We start from the raw sequence: 15,702 nt of genomic DNA on the forward strand, positions 1-15,702 counted from the left end.
ATGACACCTGAACTTAGGCGGATGAGAGTCGCGCATAGGGCGGACATGCCCGAAATGTTCGAATTGACCGATTCCGTGCCATGTGTGACACTTGGGTCATGCGTACACGCCGACGACGGTGACCACTCCCGTCCAGCCGCATCCGCCACCCGCCACGTCCCCAGCGTGGCCATCTCCGACAGGATCTGAGGCAAACCGCTATGCCTAAGCTCGACGCTTCCAGCGTGCCCACGACCGAGATCACCGTCCTGGAGGACGCGTTCCACCAGCTCCCCGACGGCCCGCTCCGAACCACTCTTGAAAACCTCTCCCTCGCGCTGCGCGGGGGACAAGACACGTTCGTCGTGTCCGAAAAGGAAGATCTCACCCCGGCCGAGGCTGCAAAGCTGCTCGGCGTGAGCCGCACGCACCTGTACAAAATCCTCGACTCCGGGGCTCTCGCGTACTACATCGTCGGTTCTCGCGACCGTCGGATGGCCGCGCCGGACGTCATGGCCTACCGCGCCCGCATGATGGAGATGCGGAAGAGTCACGCGGAAGCCACCGCCCACATGGACGAGCTCGACGACCTCGCACTCGACGAGTTCAACTGACCCGAACCCTCGCCCGGTGTCTTCGGCTCTTCGTATGCTGGAAGACATGGGAAGAAACCGTCGGGTAACACTGCGCTGCGCCTGCGAGGATCTGGCCAACGACTGGACCAGCCCGGCAGACCTGGCGAACGTCAGGGAACTGCGCGAGCTTGCCCAGCGTGCCGTCGTCGGCGATGCGCCAGACTCGGTCGTGCGCGCGCAACTGAGGATGCTGCCGCCGCTGTCGCAGCTGCGCCACCCATTGATCCTCGCGTTCGATGACCAATACTCAGGCGACGACGACACAGGAATGCTGCGCGAGACCATCAGCGCCGTCAACGACCGCCCCTGGTTCAAGCAGACGTACTCATCACGGTGGCGAGGAGCGGCTGTCGTCCTCACAGAGAACGAAGAGGAGACCGCCTGGCTCGGCGCAGCGGGCTACCACCGTGAGAGTTCCCCGGAGGACTTCTACGAGGAGTTCGGCCGACGCTGCCGCTCCGGCTCAGACGCGTTCCTTCCCACTGACGAGGACATCACGCTCCGTCGTATCGAGCTCAAGGTCGCTCGTCTCGATGCGTGGAAGCTCCAGTTGCATCTCACCGCGCTCGTCCTCCTGGACGCGGCTGTCACCAACCCCGAGGACACGTACAACACCACAGTGCTCTCACCCGACAGCGGCGAGCTGCTGACCCTGTCAATGACGGTCGTGCACACCGACGTCCAGGGAACCACCGCGCGCGAGCTCATCGTCGAACTTGTCCCCGCGGGATGGGAGCACCCCGCACTCTGCAAGATGGCGTCCACCATCGTCACCTCTGCCATCGACTCACAACCGGAAGCATGGACAGCTTCCCCTCTGAACGACAACGCCGTATCTCACTGGACCGTACTCACCGAGGATGCGATGTCCGCCGCACGCGCGGCTGCCGACTCCGGCGAACTGTCCGCGGACGTACGCCCCGGCGAGGTGCGGCTCGGCACTGTCGCGCACTACTCACATCGTGACCACATCGCATACGCCAGCGTCCACGGCGAAGCAATCCGCGCCATGTGCGGCCACTGGTTCGTTCCCACCGCAGATCACGAAACGAAGCCGACGTGCGCCACGTGCCAGGAAGAGTACGCGAAGACGCCCGTGTGACCGCCGCGTGCAGCTCGAGAAGATCGATAGATCGTTCGCGTACCTCGGTCTGCGTGCGGACAGCGCACCCCATGACGACAGCTGGTCGGATGTGCCACAATGCCTTTCATGCCCTCCACGCCTGAACTCAACGACCTCGTCGCACGCAGTCGGGATATTCCAGGAGTCGCTGAGGTGATGCGCACGTACGGTGCCGCCCACGAGGCAATCCGGTACGCCGCCAACGGGCGCGCCACAACTCACGCCACCATGTCGACTTCGACGAACTTCACACGCCGCTAGGCCATGCCCACCTGGGGCGAGATCCTCAACGAGATCAACACTCGCTGGTCTGATCCTCAGACCGGAGTCGTCGATCTTGACGGCATGCGTCGCCACTATCTGATTGCATTGCATCAGGTCACCGGGCGGAACATCGTGACGTACTACACCGATTGGATGGGGTCGAACTCTCCAGACGTGTCGATCAACCTCACCGACGTTCATGGGCTCATGGAAGTGTTCAAGGACCTCAACCGTGACGACGGCTTAGACCTCATCATTCACAGCCCCGGAGGCGATCCCACGGCTGCTGACAGCTTGGTGCGCTATATGCGGGCGATGTTCGAAGACGTGCGGGTCATAGTCCCAGTCGCGGCGATGTCCGCCGCAACGATGTGGTCACTTGCGGCGAACCGAATCGTGATGGGGCGCCACTCTCAGCTCGGGCCAATCGATCCTCAGCTTGTCACCCCCGCTGGCAGCGTTCCTGCGGGTGCCATTCTCCGTCAGTTCGAACGGGCCAAGGATGAGTGCAAGGGTGATCCGACAGCCCTCAGCGCGTGGATGCCAACACTCCAGCAGTACTTCCCTGGACTACTGGAAATGTGCGATGACTCTGCACGTCTATCTAAGACTCTCGTCGAGGAGTACCTGCGAGAGTATATGTTCGCTCGCCGGGACGACCGTGCGGATCTTGCGCGTGTAGCTGCCGAGTTTTTCGCAAACGACACCATTCACATTGCGCATGGCCGGGGGATCCGCGCCGAACAGTTGCGCGAGTATGCCATCGAGGTTGAGGACCTCGAAACCGATCACGTTCTTCAAGACGCCGTCTTGTCAGTGCATCACGCATATATGCATACGCTCGGTATGACCCCGGCGCAGAAGATCACAGAGAACCAGCTGGGCCGCGCGGTCATCAAGTCAGTGCAAATGATGCCAATGCAACCGGGATTCCCTCCCGGGATGCCCATGTCGTGATCCTTGACGTCTCCGCCCGTGCAGCGCCGGTTTCAGCGCTAGCCTCGGGGGCATGCGAGACGTCGAAATCGCTTCGGTCGAAACACCCTGGGATGGCTTCGCCTCCTGGCTTACGAGCCTCAACTGGGGCGATGTTCCTGCATGGGTCGGACTCATATTGCTGGCGTCGCAGCATTCATCACCTTGCGCACGTACCGCCAGTCGGTGGCCGTACGCACGGAGGCTCAGGCTCGACTCGTTTACGCGGTGCGCACGAAGACTCAACATCTGGCCGCAGGGACTGACTGGGATCCCGAAGGCGCCATGAGCTCCACAGGCGACGGAATGCTGAACATAGAAACACTTCCATGGCGACTAGCGCGAGCAGGGGTTCAGGTTCTGGTGACAGTCCATAACGGTAGTGACGAACTCTTGCCACTCGTCGTCTTTCAGATCGAGGACCCAGGCATGAAGCGCAGAGTGAGCTCGTGGGCGATCATGAGCAGCGTGCCGCCCCGCTCTCAACTCGAGCAGTGGGTACTATTTCCCGATTGGCGCGGGCACCCGCTTCGCGAAGGTGCGTACGCCGTGTACATCGCATTCCAGGACTCGAGCGGGCGATGGTGGGAACGCCAGGAAGGCGGGCTTGTTCATCGGATCAGACGCGATCCATCTCCTCGCTGAGCACTGAAGCTTCTTCACGCTCGGCGCCCTCGACCGGCGACTCCTCGAAATCGCCTTTCATCGGCCTTTTACTTTGGAGGTTTGTCTGGAGTAGCTGTGGACTACGTCGCGATATCGGCTGTCAAGAAGCGCAGAATCATCAGTCCGGACAACTCCACTCACGCACCCCGCGGTCCGAAATAGCTTTGGAAGCCCCTCCACTTGTCGAGATGCACGACTCGGTCGCGAAGGCCGTCGAGCCAGGCCTCGAGCACTCCGGCGGCGATCTTCTCCATCCGCGGCCCATGCAGTCGGGCGTCTGACCTGATGGTGTCGGGGTCGATGCCGTGGTGCTGCAGTTCGTGGGCGTGACCGATCAGCCATCGCTCGATGAATCGGTGGTCGGTCTCCAGATGGAACTGCAGAGCGAGAACGTTCGTGGTGCTGAATGCCTGGTTCGGAAAGCCTGAGGTATGGGCGAGCCGGAGCGCACCCTTCGGGATCTCGAACTCGTCACCGTGCCAGTGCAGAACGGGTGTGGCGTCGAGTTCCCGCAGAACCGAGGTCCGCCCCGCGGCAGTGAGCTGGAGTGGCGCGTATCCGATCTCCACCGCACCCGTCGAGCGGACCTGTGCGCCCATCGCTTCGGCGATCAGCTGGGCCCCCAGGCAGATTCCGAGAGTCGGGAGCCCGGCCCGGATGCGGCGCGCGATCACACCTCTCGTCGACTCGAGGAAGGGGTAGCGATCGACGTCGTAGACGCCGACGGGGCCTCCCAGCACGATCAGCAGATCGGCGTCATCGCCGGCTGCCTCATCGATGGTGTCGACCCCGACGTCGATGTATCGGACGTCGTAGCCGCGAGCGATGAGAACGGGCTCCCAGACCCCGAGGTCTTCGAAGTGGACGTGCCGAAGGGCGAGCACAGTACGTGATGCGTGGTGCGCGGTCATGTGTTGTCCTCTTTCCGTGCTCGCCCTCGCGGTGTCAGCCCGCGCGGCGCAGGGGCACCGTGGGGAAGTCGACCGGCACGTCGAGAGCGATGTTGACGTAGTTGGTGAACAGGTTCAGCGCCACCTGTCCGATCGTCTCGACGATCTCGTCGTCGCTCCAGCCGAACTCCCGCACGGCCTGGACATCTGCCGGGCCGAGCTGTCCGCGGTCGTCGACGAGCTTGAGGGCGAACTCGAGCAGGGCGGCCGTCTTCGGGTCGTCCGACTCGCCGTCCTGAGCAGCGGCGAGGGTGTCGCGGGAGAGTCCGGCCTTCTTGCCGAGCGCGGTGTGCGCGGCGAGGCAGTACTCGCAGGAGTTGCGGTTGGCGACCGCGACGGCGATCTGCTCCCCGAGCGCCGCGCCCAGGGTGCCGCTGCCGAAGGCGCCGAAGGATCCCCACATGCTCGTGAGCGCGGCGGGCGAGTTCGCGACGGCACGGAACATCGCGGGTACGACACCGAACGTGGACGTGATCTGGTCGAGCTGCTCCTTGACGGTTCCCGTGGTGGCGTCGCGGTCGATGAGGGGGACGTTCGGCATGTCATGCTCCTTCGGTGAGGTGGAGGGCCCGTTCGGACCTGTCTCAAGTCTCACCGCCGGCCCGTAGACGATGCGCAGCTATACGTCTTGATTTCATCACATATCGTCCAGATAATGGGGGCATGGCCTCTGTGGATCGACTCACCCCGCTGTTGCAGCGATTCCGTGTGCGCACGCATCTGTTCCACAGCGGCCCTCTGTGCGGAGTCACGGACTTCTCGGCAGAGATCGGACGCGGTTTTCTCCATGTTCTGCGTCGGGGCGAGATGGAGATGCTGATCACGCGAGAGGACGGCAGCACTGAGCGGCTGTCGATAGATCAGCCGAGCCTGCTGTTCTTCCCGCGCCCAGCCAGCCATACCTTCTTCAACGCCCCGACCGAAGAGTCGGACTTCGCCTGCGCCACGCTGGATTTCGACGGTGGCGCGACGCATCCGCTCGTCCGAACACTGCCTCCCGTCATCGTCCTGCCCCTCAGCGAGGTCGCCACCCTCGGTCCCGCGCTCGATCTCCTCTTCGCCGAGGTCGACAACGTGCAATGCGGTCGACCACTCCTGGCTGACCGAATGTTCGAAGTGGTTCTCATCCAGCTGCTGCGGTGGATGCTGGATCACTCCGCCGACCTGGCGCTTCCTCAGGGACTTCTGCCCGGCCTGTCCGATGAGCGGCTCGCGCCCGCGCTGGTGGCGGTGCACGAGAGTCCTGGTGATCCCTGGACGTTGGACGCCATGGCCCGGACCGCGAACATGTCGCGCAGCGCTTTCGCGGCCCGGTTCAAAGAGATCGTCGGCCGCACACCTGCCGACTACGTCACCGAGTGGCGGCTCACCATCGCTCAGGAGCAACTGCGCGAAGGGATGCCCGTGAGCGCGGTCGCGGCAGAGCTCGGGTACGCGAGCGCCTCGGCGTTCTCGCGCGCCTTCGCTCAGCGGATGGGTCGATCTCCGCGGGCCTGGCTCTCACCGGCGGCGTGAACGGGCGTCGGTCCTGGGTCTCACCCTCCTACCAGAGCTCTTCGTTGTACGGTCGCGCCCAGAGCGAGACGGTGAGGGTGACGGCCTTGAGCCAGGCGTCCAGCATCTCGCCGACGTCGTCCGCGTCCGAGGCGCCGTTCTGCAGGAACGGCCGGATCGTGAGAGTGATCGGTGAGATGAACCCGATGAGGTCGCGCAGCGGGATGTGTGTCGACGTCGACTCGACGCGGTCGGTCTCGTTCTTCCCGCGGGGATGGTGGCGGCGGCCGATCTCCTCCTGGTAGGCCAGCCAGTCCTCGTCGTAGGGGCGGTTGCAGAGGTCGTCGATCCACTGCGCGAAGCGGCGACGCACTGCCCCGAGGTACTCGAGGTCCGGGGTGCCGTCTTCGCCGGCGAACGTGGCGACGAGGTGCGGATGCGCTCCGACGAATCCGTACCAGACGTCGAGGATCGCCTCGGTCTGCGGGATGAGGATCTCCCCCGCCCTCCGAATGGCGGCCTCGTCGGCAGATGACCAGAGAACGGACTGCTTCAGGGCGTCGAGGTCGGCGAGCGTGACGGGCGAGGGTGCGAGCGATGTGTGGCCGTAGGTGTAGCCGGCGGGAGTGGTCATGGCAGGTCCTTTCACAGTGGGCTGAGCCGGCTCGCCGGGGTGCCGTCCCCGGCGAGCCGGCGGGGATCTTCTACTTGGCCGCGTCCTTGATCATCTGGATGACCGAGAGCGGCTTGCTGATCATCGGGACGTGCGAGGTGTTGACCTCGACGACCTTGGATCCGGCACGGGCTGCCATCGCGCGTTCGGCCTCGGGCGGGATGATGCGGTCCTGCTTGGCGACCATGTACCAGCTCGGGATCGTCTGCCACGCCGGCACACCCGACGGCGTCACGAGCGAGGCGTACGACCCCGGACGCTGGGACGCGGCCATCGTCTTCGCCACGATCTTCGGCAGATCCTGGGCGAAGAGCTCAGGGAAGAACGCCGGGTCGATGTAGGCATCCGCGTCGCCTTCGCTCGCGCCGGGGAACGGACGAATGACCAGGTGCTCGGTGACCGCGCTGTGCCCACCGCCGAGCTCGTTCGCCGCGGCGACGGACTCGCCCTCAGCGAGGGCGTAGGCGGCGATGTAGACGAGCGACTTGACGTTCGGGTTGCCGGTTGCCGCGTTGGTGATGAGTGCTCCACCGTAGGAGTGACCGACGAGGACGATCGGTCCCGGGATGGTGCTGAGGAAGTCGCGAAGGTACTGGCTGTCGTAGTCGATGCCGCGCAGCGGGTTGGAGAAGGCGACCACGTTGTACCCCTGCGCCTGCAGCGCGGGAGCCACCAGGCTCCATCCGCTGGAGTCCGCGAACGCCCCGTGCACGAGCACGATGGTGGGCTTGGTGCCTGCCTTGCCGGCGTCGACGGCAGCTTCCGAGATCGCGGAGGTGACGGAGGGTGTCGCGGCCGAGGGTGCGGCGGCGGCCGCCGGAAGGGTGGCGGCGCCGAGAACGCCGAGCGACAGCGCGAGCGCTGCGGCGGCGAGACGGAGAACGCCTCGCCCTTTTCGTTGGGTCATGATGTGGTCCTTTCGGGTCGGTGTCGGTCGATGTTCAGTTGGTCGGAGAGGTCGATGGGTCGCCCGTCGGGCAGCCACCGGAACAGTCGGCGCAGGTCGGTCGGGGCGTCGCGGATCGCAGTGCGCATGCCGTCTTCGCCGTCGACGAAGTGCGACCAGCCGTCGTAGTGGGCGGGGATGGCGACGAGCGGTCGGAGCTCGTTCACGAGACGCACCGCGTCGGTTCCCGTCATCGTGTATTCGAGCGGGCCGGTGGCCCGGAATCTCACCCCGCCGGCGTTGACGATCGCGACGTCGACGTGCATCTGCCGAGCGGTGCGGCGCAGGCGCCGCGTGAGGACAGTGTCGCCGGTGACCCAGAGGTCGTATCGGAGGTGAGGGCGCTGACTCAGCGCGAAGCCGATGACATCGCCGACGACGGGACCCGAGAGCGGCGGCCCGTGACGACACGGCGTGGCGGTGACTCTCAGCGACTGCTTGCCCGCGTCTTCGAGCAGCACGGATCGCCCTGGCGTGAGCCCGTGCGTGTTCGATAGCCCGAGGCGCTTCGCGCCGCTTCGTGTGGTCACGACATGGGTCGCTGCGGGGAGCAGCGCACGGCCCGCATCGTCGAGATTGTCGGCGTGATGGTCGTGGCTGACGAGGACGACGTCCACGGGCCCCAGTCCCTCGATGCTGAGGGCGGGACCGCGGGTCTTGACGCTGGAGGTGCCCAGAGCGAAGGGGTACCGCCGCCCGGCCTCATCGAAGGTCGGATCGATGAGGATCCGCCATCCGTTGAGCTCGACGAGGATGGTCGGGCCCCCGATCCGTGTGACTTTCATGATGTCTCCTGAATCGGGGGCCCGTGTCGTGTCAGACGTTCGAGCGGGCGCCGACAGGACGTGCGTGTGTGAGGGTCCACTCGAGCGCGTAGTCCGCGACGGCTTCCCATCCGGGAGCTGCGCACGTCCAGTGGTCGCGTCCCTCGAACTCGTGGTACTCGGTGAGTGCAGGAGACTTTCCCCAGTGCTTGGCGTTGGACTTGTTCACGGCCGGCGGCATGATGTGGTCCTCTGACCCGCCGATGAACAGCAGGGGGGCGCGGTCGCCGGAGAAGTCGACCCATGTGGCCTGGTGGCCGGGCTGGAAGTTGGCGAGCAGACCGTACGCCCACACCCAGTTCCCGGGGGCGGCGATCGCATACCGCTCGTAGGCGGCATCGGATTCCTCACGGGTCAGGGTGTTGGTGAAGGCGTAGTGGAACTCGTCAGGCGTGAACGCGACCGCTTTGTGGTAGTTCGCCGGGTTCTTCAGCGCCGGGAACAGGGACCGTGCCTGCGAGAGAGGAGTGACGCGCACCCCTTCGGTGGGAGCGGAGTCGATCGCCGCGCCGGCGGCGCCCAGACCGCGCGCGAGGAGCATCTGCGTGAGCAGGCCCCCGAAGGAGTGACCCATGATGATCGGCGGCTTCGGGAGCGCCGCGATCACTCCGGCCAGGTGGTCGACCGTCTCGGGGACGGTGAGGTTCGCGATGACGTCCGGGTTCTGTCGGAGAGCCTCGACCTCGATCTCGAAACCCGGATACGCGGGGGTGATGACGGTGTATCCGCGGGCTTCATAGCGCTCCTTCCATCCTTCCCAGCTGCGTGGGGTGACCCAGAGGCCGTGAACCAGGACGATCGTGTCCGGTGCTTCGGAAGTGCTCATGTCATGCCTTTCGGTGAGAGATGGTCAGGACTGCAGGAAGGCGAGGATGTCGGCGTGCAGCCGTTCACGGTCGGTGTCGGGCAGCCCGTGTGCGCCTGCCTCGTAGACGATCAGCTGCGCATCGGCGACGAGCTCTGCAGAGAGCCTGCCGCTGATGTCGATGGGCACGATCTGATCGTCGTCGCCGTGGATCACGAGGGTGGGGACGTCGATCTTCGCCAGGTCGGGGCGGAAGTCGGTGGCGCTGAACGCGGCGATGCACTCGTACGCGTTGCGGGTGCCGGATGCGAGGCCCTGGGCCCAGAACGCGTCGCGAGTTCCCTGCGGGACGTCGCCGGTGCGGTTGTTGCCGAAGAACGGCCCATCGGCGAGGTCGCGGTAGAGCTGCGACCGGTTCGCGGCCTCGCCGGCACGGATGCCGTCGAAGGTCTCGATGGGCAGACCGCCCGGGTTGTCGTCGGTCTTGACCATGAGGGGCGGAACGGCGGATACGAGGATGACCCTCGCCACCCGCCCCGTGGCGTGGCGTCCCACGTAGTGCACGATCTCTCCGCCGCCGGTGGAGTGCCCGATGAGGGTGACATCCGTGACGTCCAAGGTGTCGAGGAGGCAGGCGAGATCGTCGGCGTAGGTGTCCATCTCGTTCCCGGTCCAGGTCTGGGTGGACTTGCCGTGGCCGCGGCGGTCGTGCGCGATGGCGCGATAGCCGCGGGACGCGAGGTGGAGAGCAGTGGCCTCCCACGCGTCACTGTTCAGGGGCCACCCGTGGCTGAGAAGCACGGGTTCGCCGTCCTCCGGCCCCCAATCCTTGAAGAAGATCCTCGTGCCGTCTTCGGTGGTCACGTAGCTCATGGCGATGCTCCTCTGCGCAGGTTCCGGTTGTGGCTGCGCCCAGACTGACGATCGCCAGGCCGGAGCGCACCACGTATCGCGCGTAGTGCTTCGTGCACGGGCACGCGGGCCCGCGTGCAGGAGCACCTGGTTCCGGGTGTCGGCTGGGAGCGCTCTCTCCCCCGCGGCAGTTGAGATTGCCGCCACGATGCAGAACCCTTGCTCCCCGACGGCGGGCTGCCATACAGTGAAGCGAAATCGGCCTCGAACGAGGAGCATGAGCTTCATGCCAACCCCCCACCAGTTCTTCGGGCGCACCGATGACGTCAGGTGGATCGCCGAGAAGATTCGCGCTGCAGCCGACGGCCGCGGCGGCGTGGGCGCGATCTACGGCGATGCCGGCATGGGCAAGACGGCTCTCGTCGAGGCGACGCTCTCTCACCATCCCGAGATACGGATCATCCGTCTGACCGGTGTGGAGATGGAAGCGGACCTGCCGTTCGGATTCCTGCAGCGGCTCGTCATCGCTCACCGCCCCTATGCCGAGTCGCTGCCGCCCTCCCAGCGCGATGCGCTCCTCATCGCGACCGGCCTGTCAGAGGGCGACCCGTCCGACAGGTCGGTCGTCGGTCTCGCACTGCTCACGTTCCTGTTCTTTCTGACTGAGGACGTGCCCGTCGCCTGCGTGATCGACGATGCGCAGTGGATAGACGCCGAGTCGCTGGGTGCGCTCGCGTTCGTGGGCCGCCGTCTCCTGGCCGAGAGGCTCCTCCTGATCTTCGTGGCGAGGAGCGAGATACCGGAGCTCGCCGGCTTCCCGGTCCTGCACCTCACCGGCTTGGACCCGGATTCGTCGGCGCGTCTCCTCACCGCGGCCTCCGCCGCACCCACCGATCCCTGGGTGACGACCAGGATCGTGGAGGCGACGGGCGGAAATCCGTTGGCCCTCACGGATCTCGGCGCCGAGCTCACGACTCGAGAACTGCGTGGGGAGGCGCTTCTGCCTCAACCCATGCCGCTGGGGAAGCACCTGGAAGCTCACTACGCCGACCAGGCACGACGGCTGCCTCAGGATTCGCAGATGTGGCTGGTGATCGCGGCGGCCGAACCGGACGGGCAGGTCCACACCATCGGGGCTGCCGCGCGAGCGCTCGGACTGCGCACCGATGCGTCCTGGGCCGCCGAGGAGAACGACCTGGTCAGGATCGCCGGCGACCGGGTGGCGTTCCGGCATCCGCTCATCCGCTCCGCCGTCTACAACGGCGCCTCCAGTCACGACGTTCGGACCGCTCACGAGAAACTCGCCTGGATCGCACGGGAGCGCCACGATCTGGACCGATGGGCCACACATCTCTCCATCTCGACGGTCGGACCCGATGATCGGGTGGCCGACGAACTCGAGCTCGCGGCCGAACGCGCGGAGCGACGCGGGGGCCACGACAGCAGAACCAGCTTCCTCATCAGAGCAGCGGCGCTGAGCGAGGACATCGAGACGCGTCATCGTCGAACCCTCGCCGCAGGAGAGGCGGCCATCGCCGCAGGCGCAGGCGCCCAGGCCGCCTCGCTGTTAAAGCTGGTGCGCCCGGATCTCCTGGACGACGCGGACAGAGGCCGGCTCGAGGTGTGCAAGAGCGACCTCTCGGTGCTGACTCCGACGGGTGACACCACTTTCGCGACTCGCGCGCGGAGACTTCTGGACGCTGCCCGACTGTCCCGGAGCGCCAGTTCCACAAAGGCGAAGGAGGCCCTCCTCTACGCGTTCTGGGCCCTGGTTCAGGCGGATGCTCTCGTCACCGGCACGAGCTCTCGGGAGATCGCCGAAGAAGCGCGCAGTCTCGTGCGCCAGCATCCCGCAGACGACCTGATCACGAGAAGTCTCGACGCGACCAGCACCCTCATCCTCGACGGCCCGGTCGCTGCCGCCGCCCTCGTGCGTGACGTCGTCGCCCTGTCCCTCGACCCGACGACGCCTGACGACGATGTGCTGAAGGCCTACATCTGCGTCGCATACCCCGCACGCCTGCTTCACGATGCCCCGGGCAGCATGGCGGTCCTGAATCGCGCGGAGATCGCTGCGAGGACGCAGGGTGCGATCTGGATCCTCTGTCGAGTGCTCGTCACTCAAGCGAACTTCCAGTCTCGAACGGGTCAGCTCAGCGCCGGCAAGAGGTGCATGGAAGAAGCCCGCGATCTCATCGGCTTCATCGGGACCAAGGACCCGTTCGCACGCATCATCACGACGATCCCGACCGTTCGGGTGTGGTGGCCTGAGGAGGCCCTCTCGGCCGGCGAGGCCCAGGAGATCCGCGAGGACGCGAGACGGCTCGGTTACGGGCTGCGTGTCGCCACGAGCGACATCGCAGACATGCTCATCAGCATCGCGGAGAGCCGCTACGCGGACGCGTGGCGCGCGGGCGTCTCCATCGCCGTCGACGATTGGTTCCACGCCGGAACCCAGTTCCTGCCCGACATCATCGAGGCGGCAGCCCGCAGCGGTCACCTCGCTGAAGGCCGGCACCTCCTTCGACGATTCGAGGCCGCGTCTGACGGCACAGCGAACGCGTGGCGCAGCGGGCTCGCCATGCGGTGCCGGGCGCTGCTTGCAGACGATGACGACGCAGGCGCCATCTTCGCACGATCGGTGGCACTGCTCGACGAGGCGGGCGTCGCCGTGGACAAGGCCCGAACCCAGCAGCTGTACGGCGAATGGCTGAGGCGAAGGAGGAGGAGGGCCGCGGCTGTCGACCAGCTGCAGGCTGCGCATTCCTACTTCTCATCCGTCGACGCGGTCCGGTGGACCGCCCGGGCTCAGCGCGAGTTGGCAGCAGCGGGCACGGCAGCGGAGGCAGCTCCTCGGAGGATGTTCGATTTCACTCCGCAGGAGCTCGCGGTAGCGGTGCTGGCCGCCCAGGGAACGACGAACTCCGACATCGCGGCGCAGCTGTTCATCAGTCCCAGCACCGTCGACTATCACCTGCGAAAAGTCTTCCGGAAACTGGGGGTGACGTCGAGGCGACAGCTCGACCCGCGCCTGCTCGAATAGCACCCCGCCCGCCCCCCGAACCATCGAGGAATCATGCCTTACACGAGCACCAACCCGTATACGAACGACGTTCTCGCGCGCTTCCCCGACGCAACCGATTCCGAGGTGGATCAGGTACTCGACGTGGCGCACGGCGCGTTTCTGGAGTGGCGGGAGACGCCGATGGCAGAGCGGTGCGCGATACTCAAGCGCGCCTCCGACCTGATGACGGCGCGCCGTCGAGAGTTGGCCGAATTGTCCACCCTGGAGATCGGCCGGATCCTTCCCGAGTCGCTGTACGAGGTGGACCTCACGGCGTCGATACTCGACTACTACGCGCACGACGCCGAGCGGATCCTGCAGCCCGAACGAGTGACCTCCGTCGCCGGAGACGCCATCGTCGTCTATCAGCCGACCGGGATCATCTACGCTATCGAACCCTTCAACGGCCCGTTCTATCAGGCCATCCGCCCGGCGGCACCGCAGCTGGCACTCGGGAACGTCGTGATCGTGAAGCAGGCATCCATCCTGCCGCAGTGCGCACAGGCACTGGAAGATCTTCTGCACGAAGCCGGCGTCCCCGAAGGCGTCTTCACCAACGTCTACGCGACCCACGCTCAGTCGGAACGGATCATCGCGGACGAGCGGGTTCGCGGTGTGACCCTCACCGGAAGCGAGGCGGCGGGCATGATCGTCGCAGCTCAGGCCGGCGCAGCCCTGAAGAAGAGCGTGCTGGAGCTGGGCGGCTCCGATGCGATGCTCGTCCTCGAAGACGCCGACCTCGACCTCGCAGTGACGTGCGCCGTCTCGGCGCGCATGGCCCAGAGCGGACAGATCTGCGTCGCCTCCAAGCGCATCATCGTCGTCGGCTCCCGCTATGCGGAGTTCCTCGGGGCGTATCAGGCGGCGTTGGCCGGGTTGCGCGGCGGCGACCCTCTCGACGAGAGCACCACCCTCGGCCCGCTCTCCTCGCAAGGGGCGGCCGACAAGGTCACGTCGCAGATCCGCCTCGCCGTGGAACACGGAGCGCGCGCCGTCGAAGTGGGTGAGAAGGTTCCGAGCCGCGGCGCGTTCGTGCAGCCGACGATCCTGCTGGATGTGACCGCCGACAACCCGGTCTTCCGGCAGGAGATCTTCGGACCTGTACCGATGGTGTTCCGCGTCGAGGACGAAGAAGCGGCCGTAGCCCTCGCGAACGACACACCGTTCGGTCTGGCAGGCTCCGTCTACTCCCGAGACGCGGCACATGCCGCCGACGTCGCGAGACGAATCGACACCGGCATGGTGTGGATCAACAGTCCCGCCGGAACCGTAGCCGACCTCCCTTTCGGCGGCGTGAAGCGCTCGGGGTACGGCTACGAACTCGGAGAGGCGGGGATCAAGGAGTTCGCGAACCGCAAGCTCATCGTGACCGCTGCGCCGGCTTCCCCACCGACTCCCGCCGAGTGAGCGGCATGGTCACGAGCGCATCCTTGAGCCGCCGGTCGCCGAGGATCATGTCGACGGCGATCTCCGCCATCTCCTGGTACGGCAGTCGCGACGTCGTGAGCCCCGGTCGCAGGTAGCCGGCGAGCTCCTCGTCGTCGAAGGAGATCACCGAGATCTCGTCGGGCACGCGCACGCCGCGCTCCGCGAGCGCCTGATACACGCCGAAGGCGACGTTGTCGTTTCCGGCGACGACGGCCGTGATCTCCGGATGCTCGCGACGGAGGCGCTCGACCTCGTCGTACCCGACGGCGGGCGACCAGGCCGGCACCTCCCGCCAGAGCGGCTCGACGCCGGCTGCAGCGAACCCCTCGCGGAGTCCGTCGAATCTGGCCCCGATCGTGACGCTCTGGCGGGGATCCGACGCGATCTCCTGCAGCGTTCCGATGACTCCGATGCTGCGGTGCCCCGCATCGATGATCGTCTGCGCCACGGTCCGGCCGGCCTGGTGCTCGTCGGGGAGGATGCTCGGCAGCCCCGTCGTCGTGCGGCCGTTGACGATGACGGCCGGCAGCCCGTCGGGCAGCGCGGGCGCATCGACGAGGCGGGCGCCCATGAGGCCGATGACGATGCCGTCGACCCGGCGATCCAGCATCTGCTCGATCGCGAGCCGCAGATCCGCCACATCGCTGCCCGTCTCCGCCATGAGCACCGTGTGATCCCAGCGCTTGGCGCCGGCCAGCACACCGCGCGTCATCGCCGAGGCGTAGCGGGTGATCGTCACCTCGTTCGAGATGAAGCCGATGGAGCGGGTCTTGCCCAGACGCAGGCTCTGGGCGGCCGGATTGGGCTTGTATCCGAGTTCCGCGGCCGCGACGCGGATGCGCTCAGCCGCCTCCTGCGAGAGGCGGGAGCCCGGCCGATCGTTGAGGATCAGGCTCACGGCCGTCTTGGACATGCCCGACAGCTCGGCGACGTCCGCAAGGGTGGGCCGTTTCGGGATCGACATGGGTTCTCTTCTCGGACAGCGACAGGTGCCTCCATCATGACCCACCATCCGCGCCGACGT

The 15,702-nt window shown here is 66.2% G+C and carries 14 protein-coding genes; 6 read left to right on the plus strand and 8 right to left on the minus strand.

The genetic code is table 11. The features are described from left to right. Window positions 1-200: 200 nt before the first annotated feature. The 3 genes from BN2660_RS04695 to BN2660_RS04705 all read left to right on the plus strand — a co-directional run bounded on the left by BN2660_RS04695 (window position 201) and on the right by BN2660_RS04705 (window position 2,958). Window positions 201-593, plus strand: coding sequence for a helix-turn-helix domain-containing protein (locus tag BN2660_RS04695; protein WP_091227904.1), 393 nt, complete (start codon window positions 201-203; stop codon window positions 591-593). Window positions 594-609: 16 nt separating this feature from the next. Then, window positions 610-1,716, plus strand: a complete 1,107-nt coding sequence (locus BN2660_RS04700) for a DUF3039 domain-containing protein (RefSeq protein ID WP_141651238.1) — start codon at window positions 610-612, stop codon at window positions 1,714-1,716. Window positions 1,717-2,001: 285 nt separating this feature from the next. Continuing rightward, window positions 2,002-2,958: an SDH family Clp fold serine proteinase gene (locus tag BN2660_RS04705; protein WP_091227909.1), complete on the plus strand. Its 957-nt coding sequence runs from the start codon at window positions 2,002-2,004 to the stop codon at window positions 2,956-2,958. An 821-nt stretch (window positions 2,959-3,779) separates the two neighbouring features. On the opposite strand, the gene BN2660_RS04710 is transcribed toward BN2660_RS04705, so the two are convergent. Continuing rightward, window positions 3,780-4,553 (minus strand): glutamine amidotransferase, encoded by a 774-nt coding sequence (locus tag BN2660_RS04710; protein ID WP_091227912.1) that lies wholly within the window; start codon window positions 4,551-4,553, stop codon window positions 3,780-3,782. A 34-nt stretch (window positions 4,554-4,587) separates the two neighbouring features. Continuing rightward, window positions 4,588-5,133, minus strand: coding sequence for a carboxymuconolactone decarboxylase family protein (locus BN2660_RS04715; protein ID WP_091227915.1), 546 nt, complete (start codon window positions 5,131-5,133; stop codon window positions 4,588-4,590). A gap of 122 nt (window positions 5,134-5,255) precedes the next feature. Here BN2660_RS04715 and BN2660_RS04720 point away from each other — a divergent pair, with 122 nt between their 5' ends. Beyond that, a complete protein-coding gene (locus BN2660_RS04720; protein WP_091227918.1) occupies window positions 5,256-6,107 on the plus strand; it encodes an AraC family transcriptional regulator in 852 nt (283 codons plus the stop codon). Window positions 6,108-6,135: 28 nt separating this feature from the next. Here BN2660_RS04720 and BN2660_RS04725 read toward each other — a convergent pair whose 3' ends face one another. The 5 genes from BN2660_RS04725 to BN2660_RS04745 all read right to left on the minus strand — a co-directional run bounded on the left by BN2660_RS04725 (window position 6,136) and on the right by BN2660_RS04745 (window position 10,207). Beyond that, window positions 6,136-6,720 (minus strand): protoglobin domain-containing protein, encoded by a 585-nt coding sequence (locus BN2660_RS04725; RefSeq protein ID WP_091227920.1) that lies wholly within the window; start codon window positions 6,718-6,720, stop codon window positions 6,136-6,138. Window positions 6,721-6,790: 70 nt separating this feature from the next. Further along, complete coding sequence (locus BN2660_RS04730; RefSeq protein ID WP_091227923.1) at window positions 6,791-7,666, minus strand: alpha/beta hydrolase; 876 nt, start codon at window positions 7,664-7,666, stop codon at window positions 6,791-6,793. Next, on the minus strand, window positions 7,663-8,490 hold the full coding sequence (locus BN2660_RS04735; protein WP_091227926.1) for an MBL fold metallo-hydrolase: 828 nt from the start codon (window positions 8,488-8,490) through the stop codon (window positions 7,663-7,665). Before BN2660_RS04735 ends, BN2660_RS04730 begins: the two co-directional genes overlap by 4 nt. Window positions 8,491-8,521: 31 nt before the next feature. Continuing rightward, on the minus strand, window positions 8,522-9,355 hold the full coding sequence (locus tag BN2660_RS04740; protein ID WP_091227929.1) for an alpha/beta hydrolase: 834 nt from the start codon (window positions 9,353-9,355) through the stop codon (window positions 8,522-8,524). Between the two features lie 24 nt (window positions 9,356-9,379). Further along, window positions 9,380-10,207: an alpha/beta fold hydrolase gene (locus BN2660_RS04745; protein ID WP_091227932.1), complete on the minus strand. Its 828-nt coding sequence runs from the start codon at window positions 10,205-10,207 to the stop codon at window positions 9,380-9,382. Window positions 10,208-10,472: 265 nt separating this feature from the next. Here BN2660_RS04745 and BN2660_RS04750 point away from each other — a divergent pair, with 265 nt between their 5' ends. Both BN2660_RS04750 and BN2660_RS04755 read left to right on the plus strand, forming a co-directional pair. Then, window positions 10,473-13,229 carry a helix-turn-helix transcriptional regulator gene (locus BN2660_RS04750; RefSeq protein WP_176697084.1) on the plus strand — a complete coding sequence of 919 codons (2,757 nt, stop codon included), beginning with the start codon at window positions 10,473-10,475 and terminating at the stop codon, window positions 13,227-13,229. 33 nt (window positions 13,230-13,262) lie between these two features. Beyond that, window positions 13,263-14,657 (plus strand): NAD-dependent succinate-semialdehyde dehydrogenase, encoded by a 1,395-nt coding sequence (locus BN2660_RS04755; protein ID WP_091227938.1) that lies wholly within the window; start codon window positions 13,263-13,265, stop codon window positions 14,655-14,657. Here BN2660_RS04755 and BN2660_RS04760 read toward each other — a convergent pair. After that, window positions 14,611-15,642: a LacI family DNA-binding transcriptional regulator gene (locus tag BN2660_RS04760; protein WP_255305027.1), complete on the minus strand. Its 1,032-nt coding sequence runs from the start codon at window positions 15,640-15,642 to the stop codon at window positions 14,611-14,613. The genes BN2660_RS04755 and BN2660_RS04760 overlap by 47 nt on opposite strands. Between the last annotated feature and the right edge of the window lie 60 nt (window positions 15,643-15,702).

The organism is Microbacterium sp. 3J1 (assembly GCF_001049495.1).
Lineage (GTDB): Bacteria > Actinomycetota > Actinomycetes > Actinomycetales > Microbacteriaceae > Microbacterium.

Excerpts from the sequence above, each read along its gene's own strand:
- BN2660_RS04695 (WP_091227904.1), top strand. The coding sequence starts at position 201 with ATGCCTAAGCTCGACGCTTCCAGCGTGCCCACGACCGAGATCACCGTC.
- BN2660_RS04705 (WP_091227909.1), top strand. The coding sequence starts at position 2,002 with ATGCCCACCTGGGGCGAGATCCTCAACGAGATCAACACTCGCTGGTCT.
- BN2660_RS04710 (WP_091227912.1), bottom strand. The coding sequence starts at position 4,553 with ATGACCGCGCACCACGCATCACGTACTGTGCTCGCCCTTCGGCACGTC.
- BN2660_RS04715 (WP_091227915.1), bottom strand. The coding sequence starts at position 5,133 with ATGCCGAACGTCCCCCTCATCGACCGCGACGCCACCACGGGAACCGTC.
- BN2660_RS04720 (WP_091227918.1), top strand. The coding sequence starts at position 5,256 with ATGGCCTCTGTGGATCGACTCACCCCGCTGTTGCAGCGATTCCGTGTG.
- BN2660_RS04725 (WP_091227920.1), bottom strand. The coding sequence starts at position 6,720 with ATGACCACTCCCGCCGGCTACACCTACGGCCACACATCGCTCGCACCC.
- BN2660_RS04730 (WP_091227923.1), bottom strand. The coding sequence starts at position 7,666 with ATGACCCAACGAAAAGGGCGAGGCGTTCTCCGTCTCGCCGCCGCAGCG.
- BN2660_RS04735 (WP_091227926.1), bottom strand. The coding sequence starts at position 8,490 with ATGAAAGTCACACGGATCGGGGGCCCGACCATCCTCGTCGAGCTCAAC.
- BN2660_RS04740 (WP_091227929.1), bottom strand. The coding sequence starts at position 9,355 with ATGAGCACTTCCGAAGCACCGGACACGATCGTCCTGGTTCACGGCCTC.
- BN2660_RS04745 (WP_091227932.1), bottom strand. The coding sequence starts at position 10,207 with ATGAGCTACGTGACCACCGAAGACGGCACGAGGATCTTCTTCAAGGAT.
- BN2660_RS04750 (WP_176697084.1), top strand. The coding sequence starts at position 10,473 with ATGCCAACCCCCCACCAGTTCTTCGGGCGCACCGATGACGTCAGGTGG.
- BN2660_RS04755 (WP_091227938.1), top strand. The coding sequence starts at position 13,263 with ATGCCTTACACGAGCACCAACCCGTATACGAACGACGTTCTCGCGCGC.
- BN2660_RS04760 (WP_255305027.1), bottom strand. The coding sequence starts at position 15,642 with ATGTCGATCCCGAAACGGCCCACCCTTGCGGACGTCGCCGAGCTGTCG.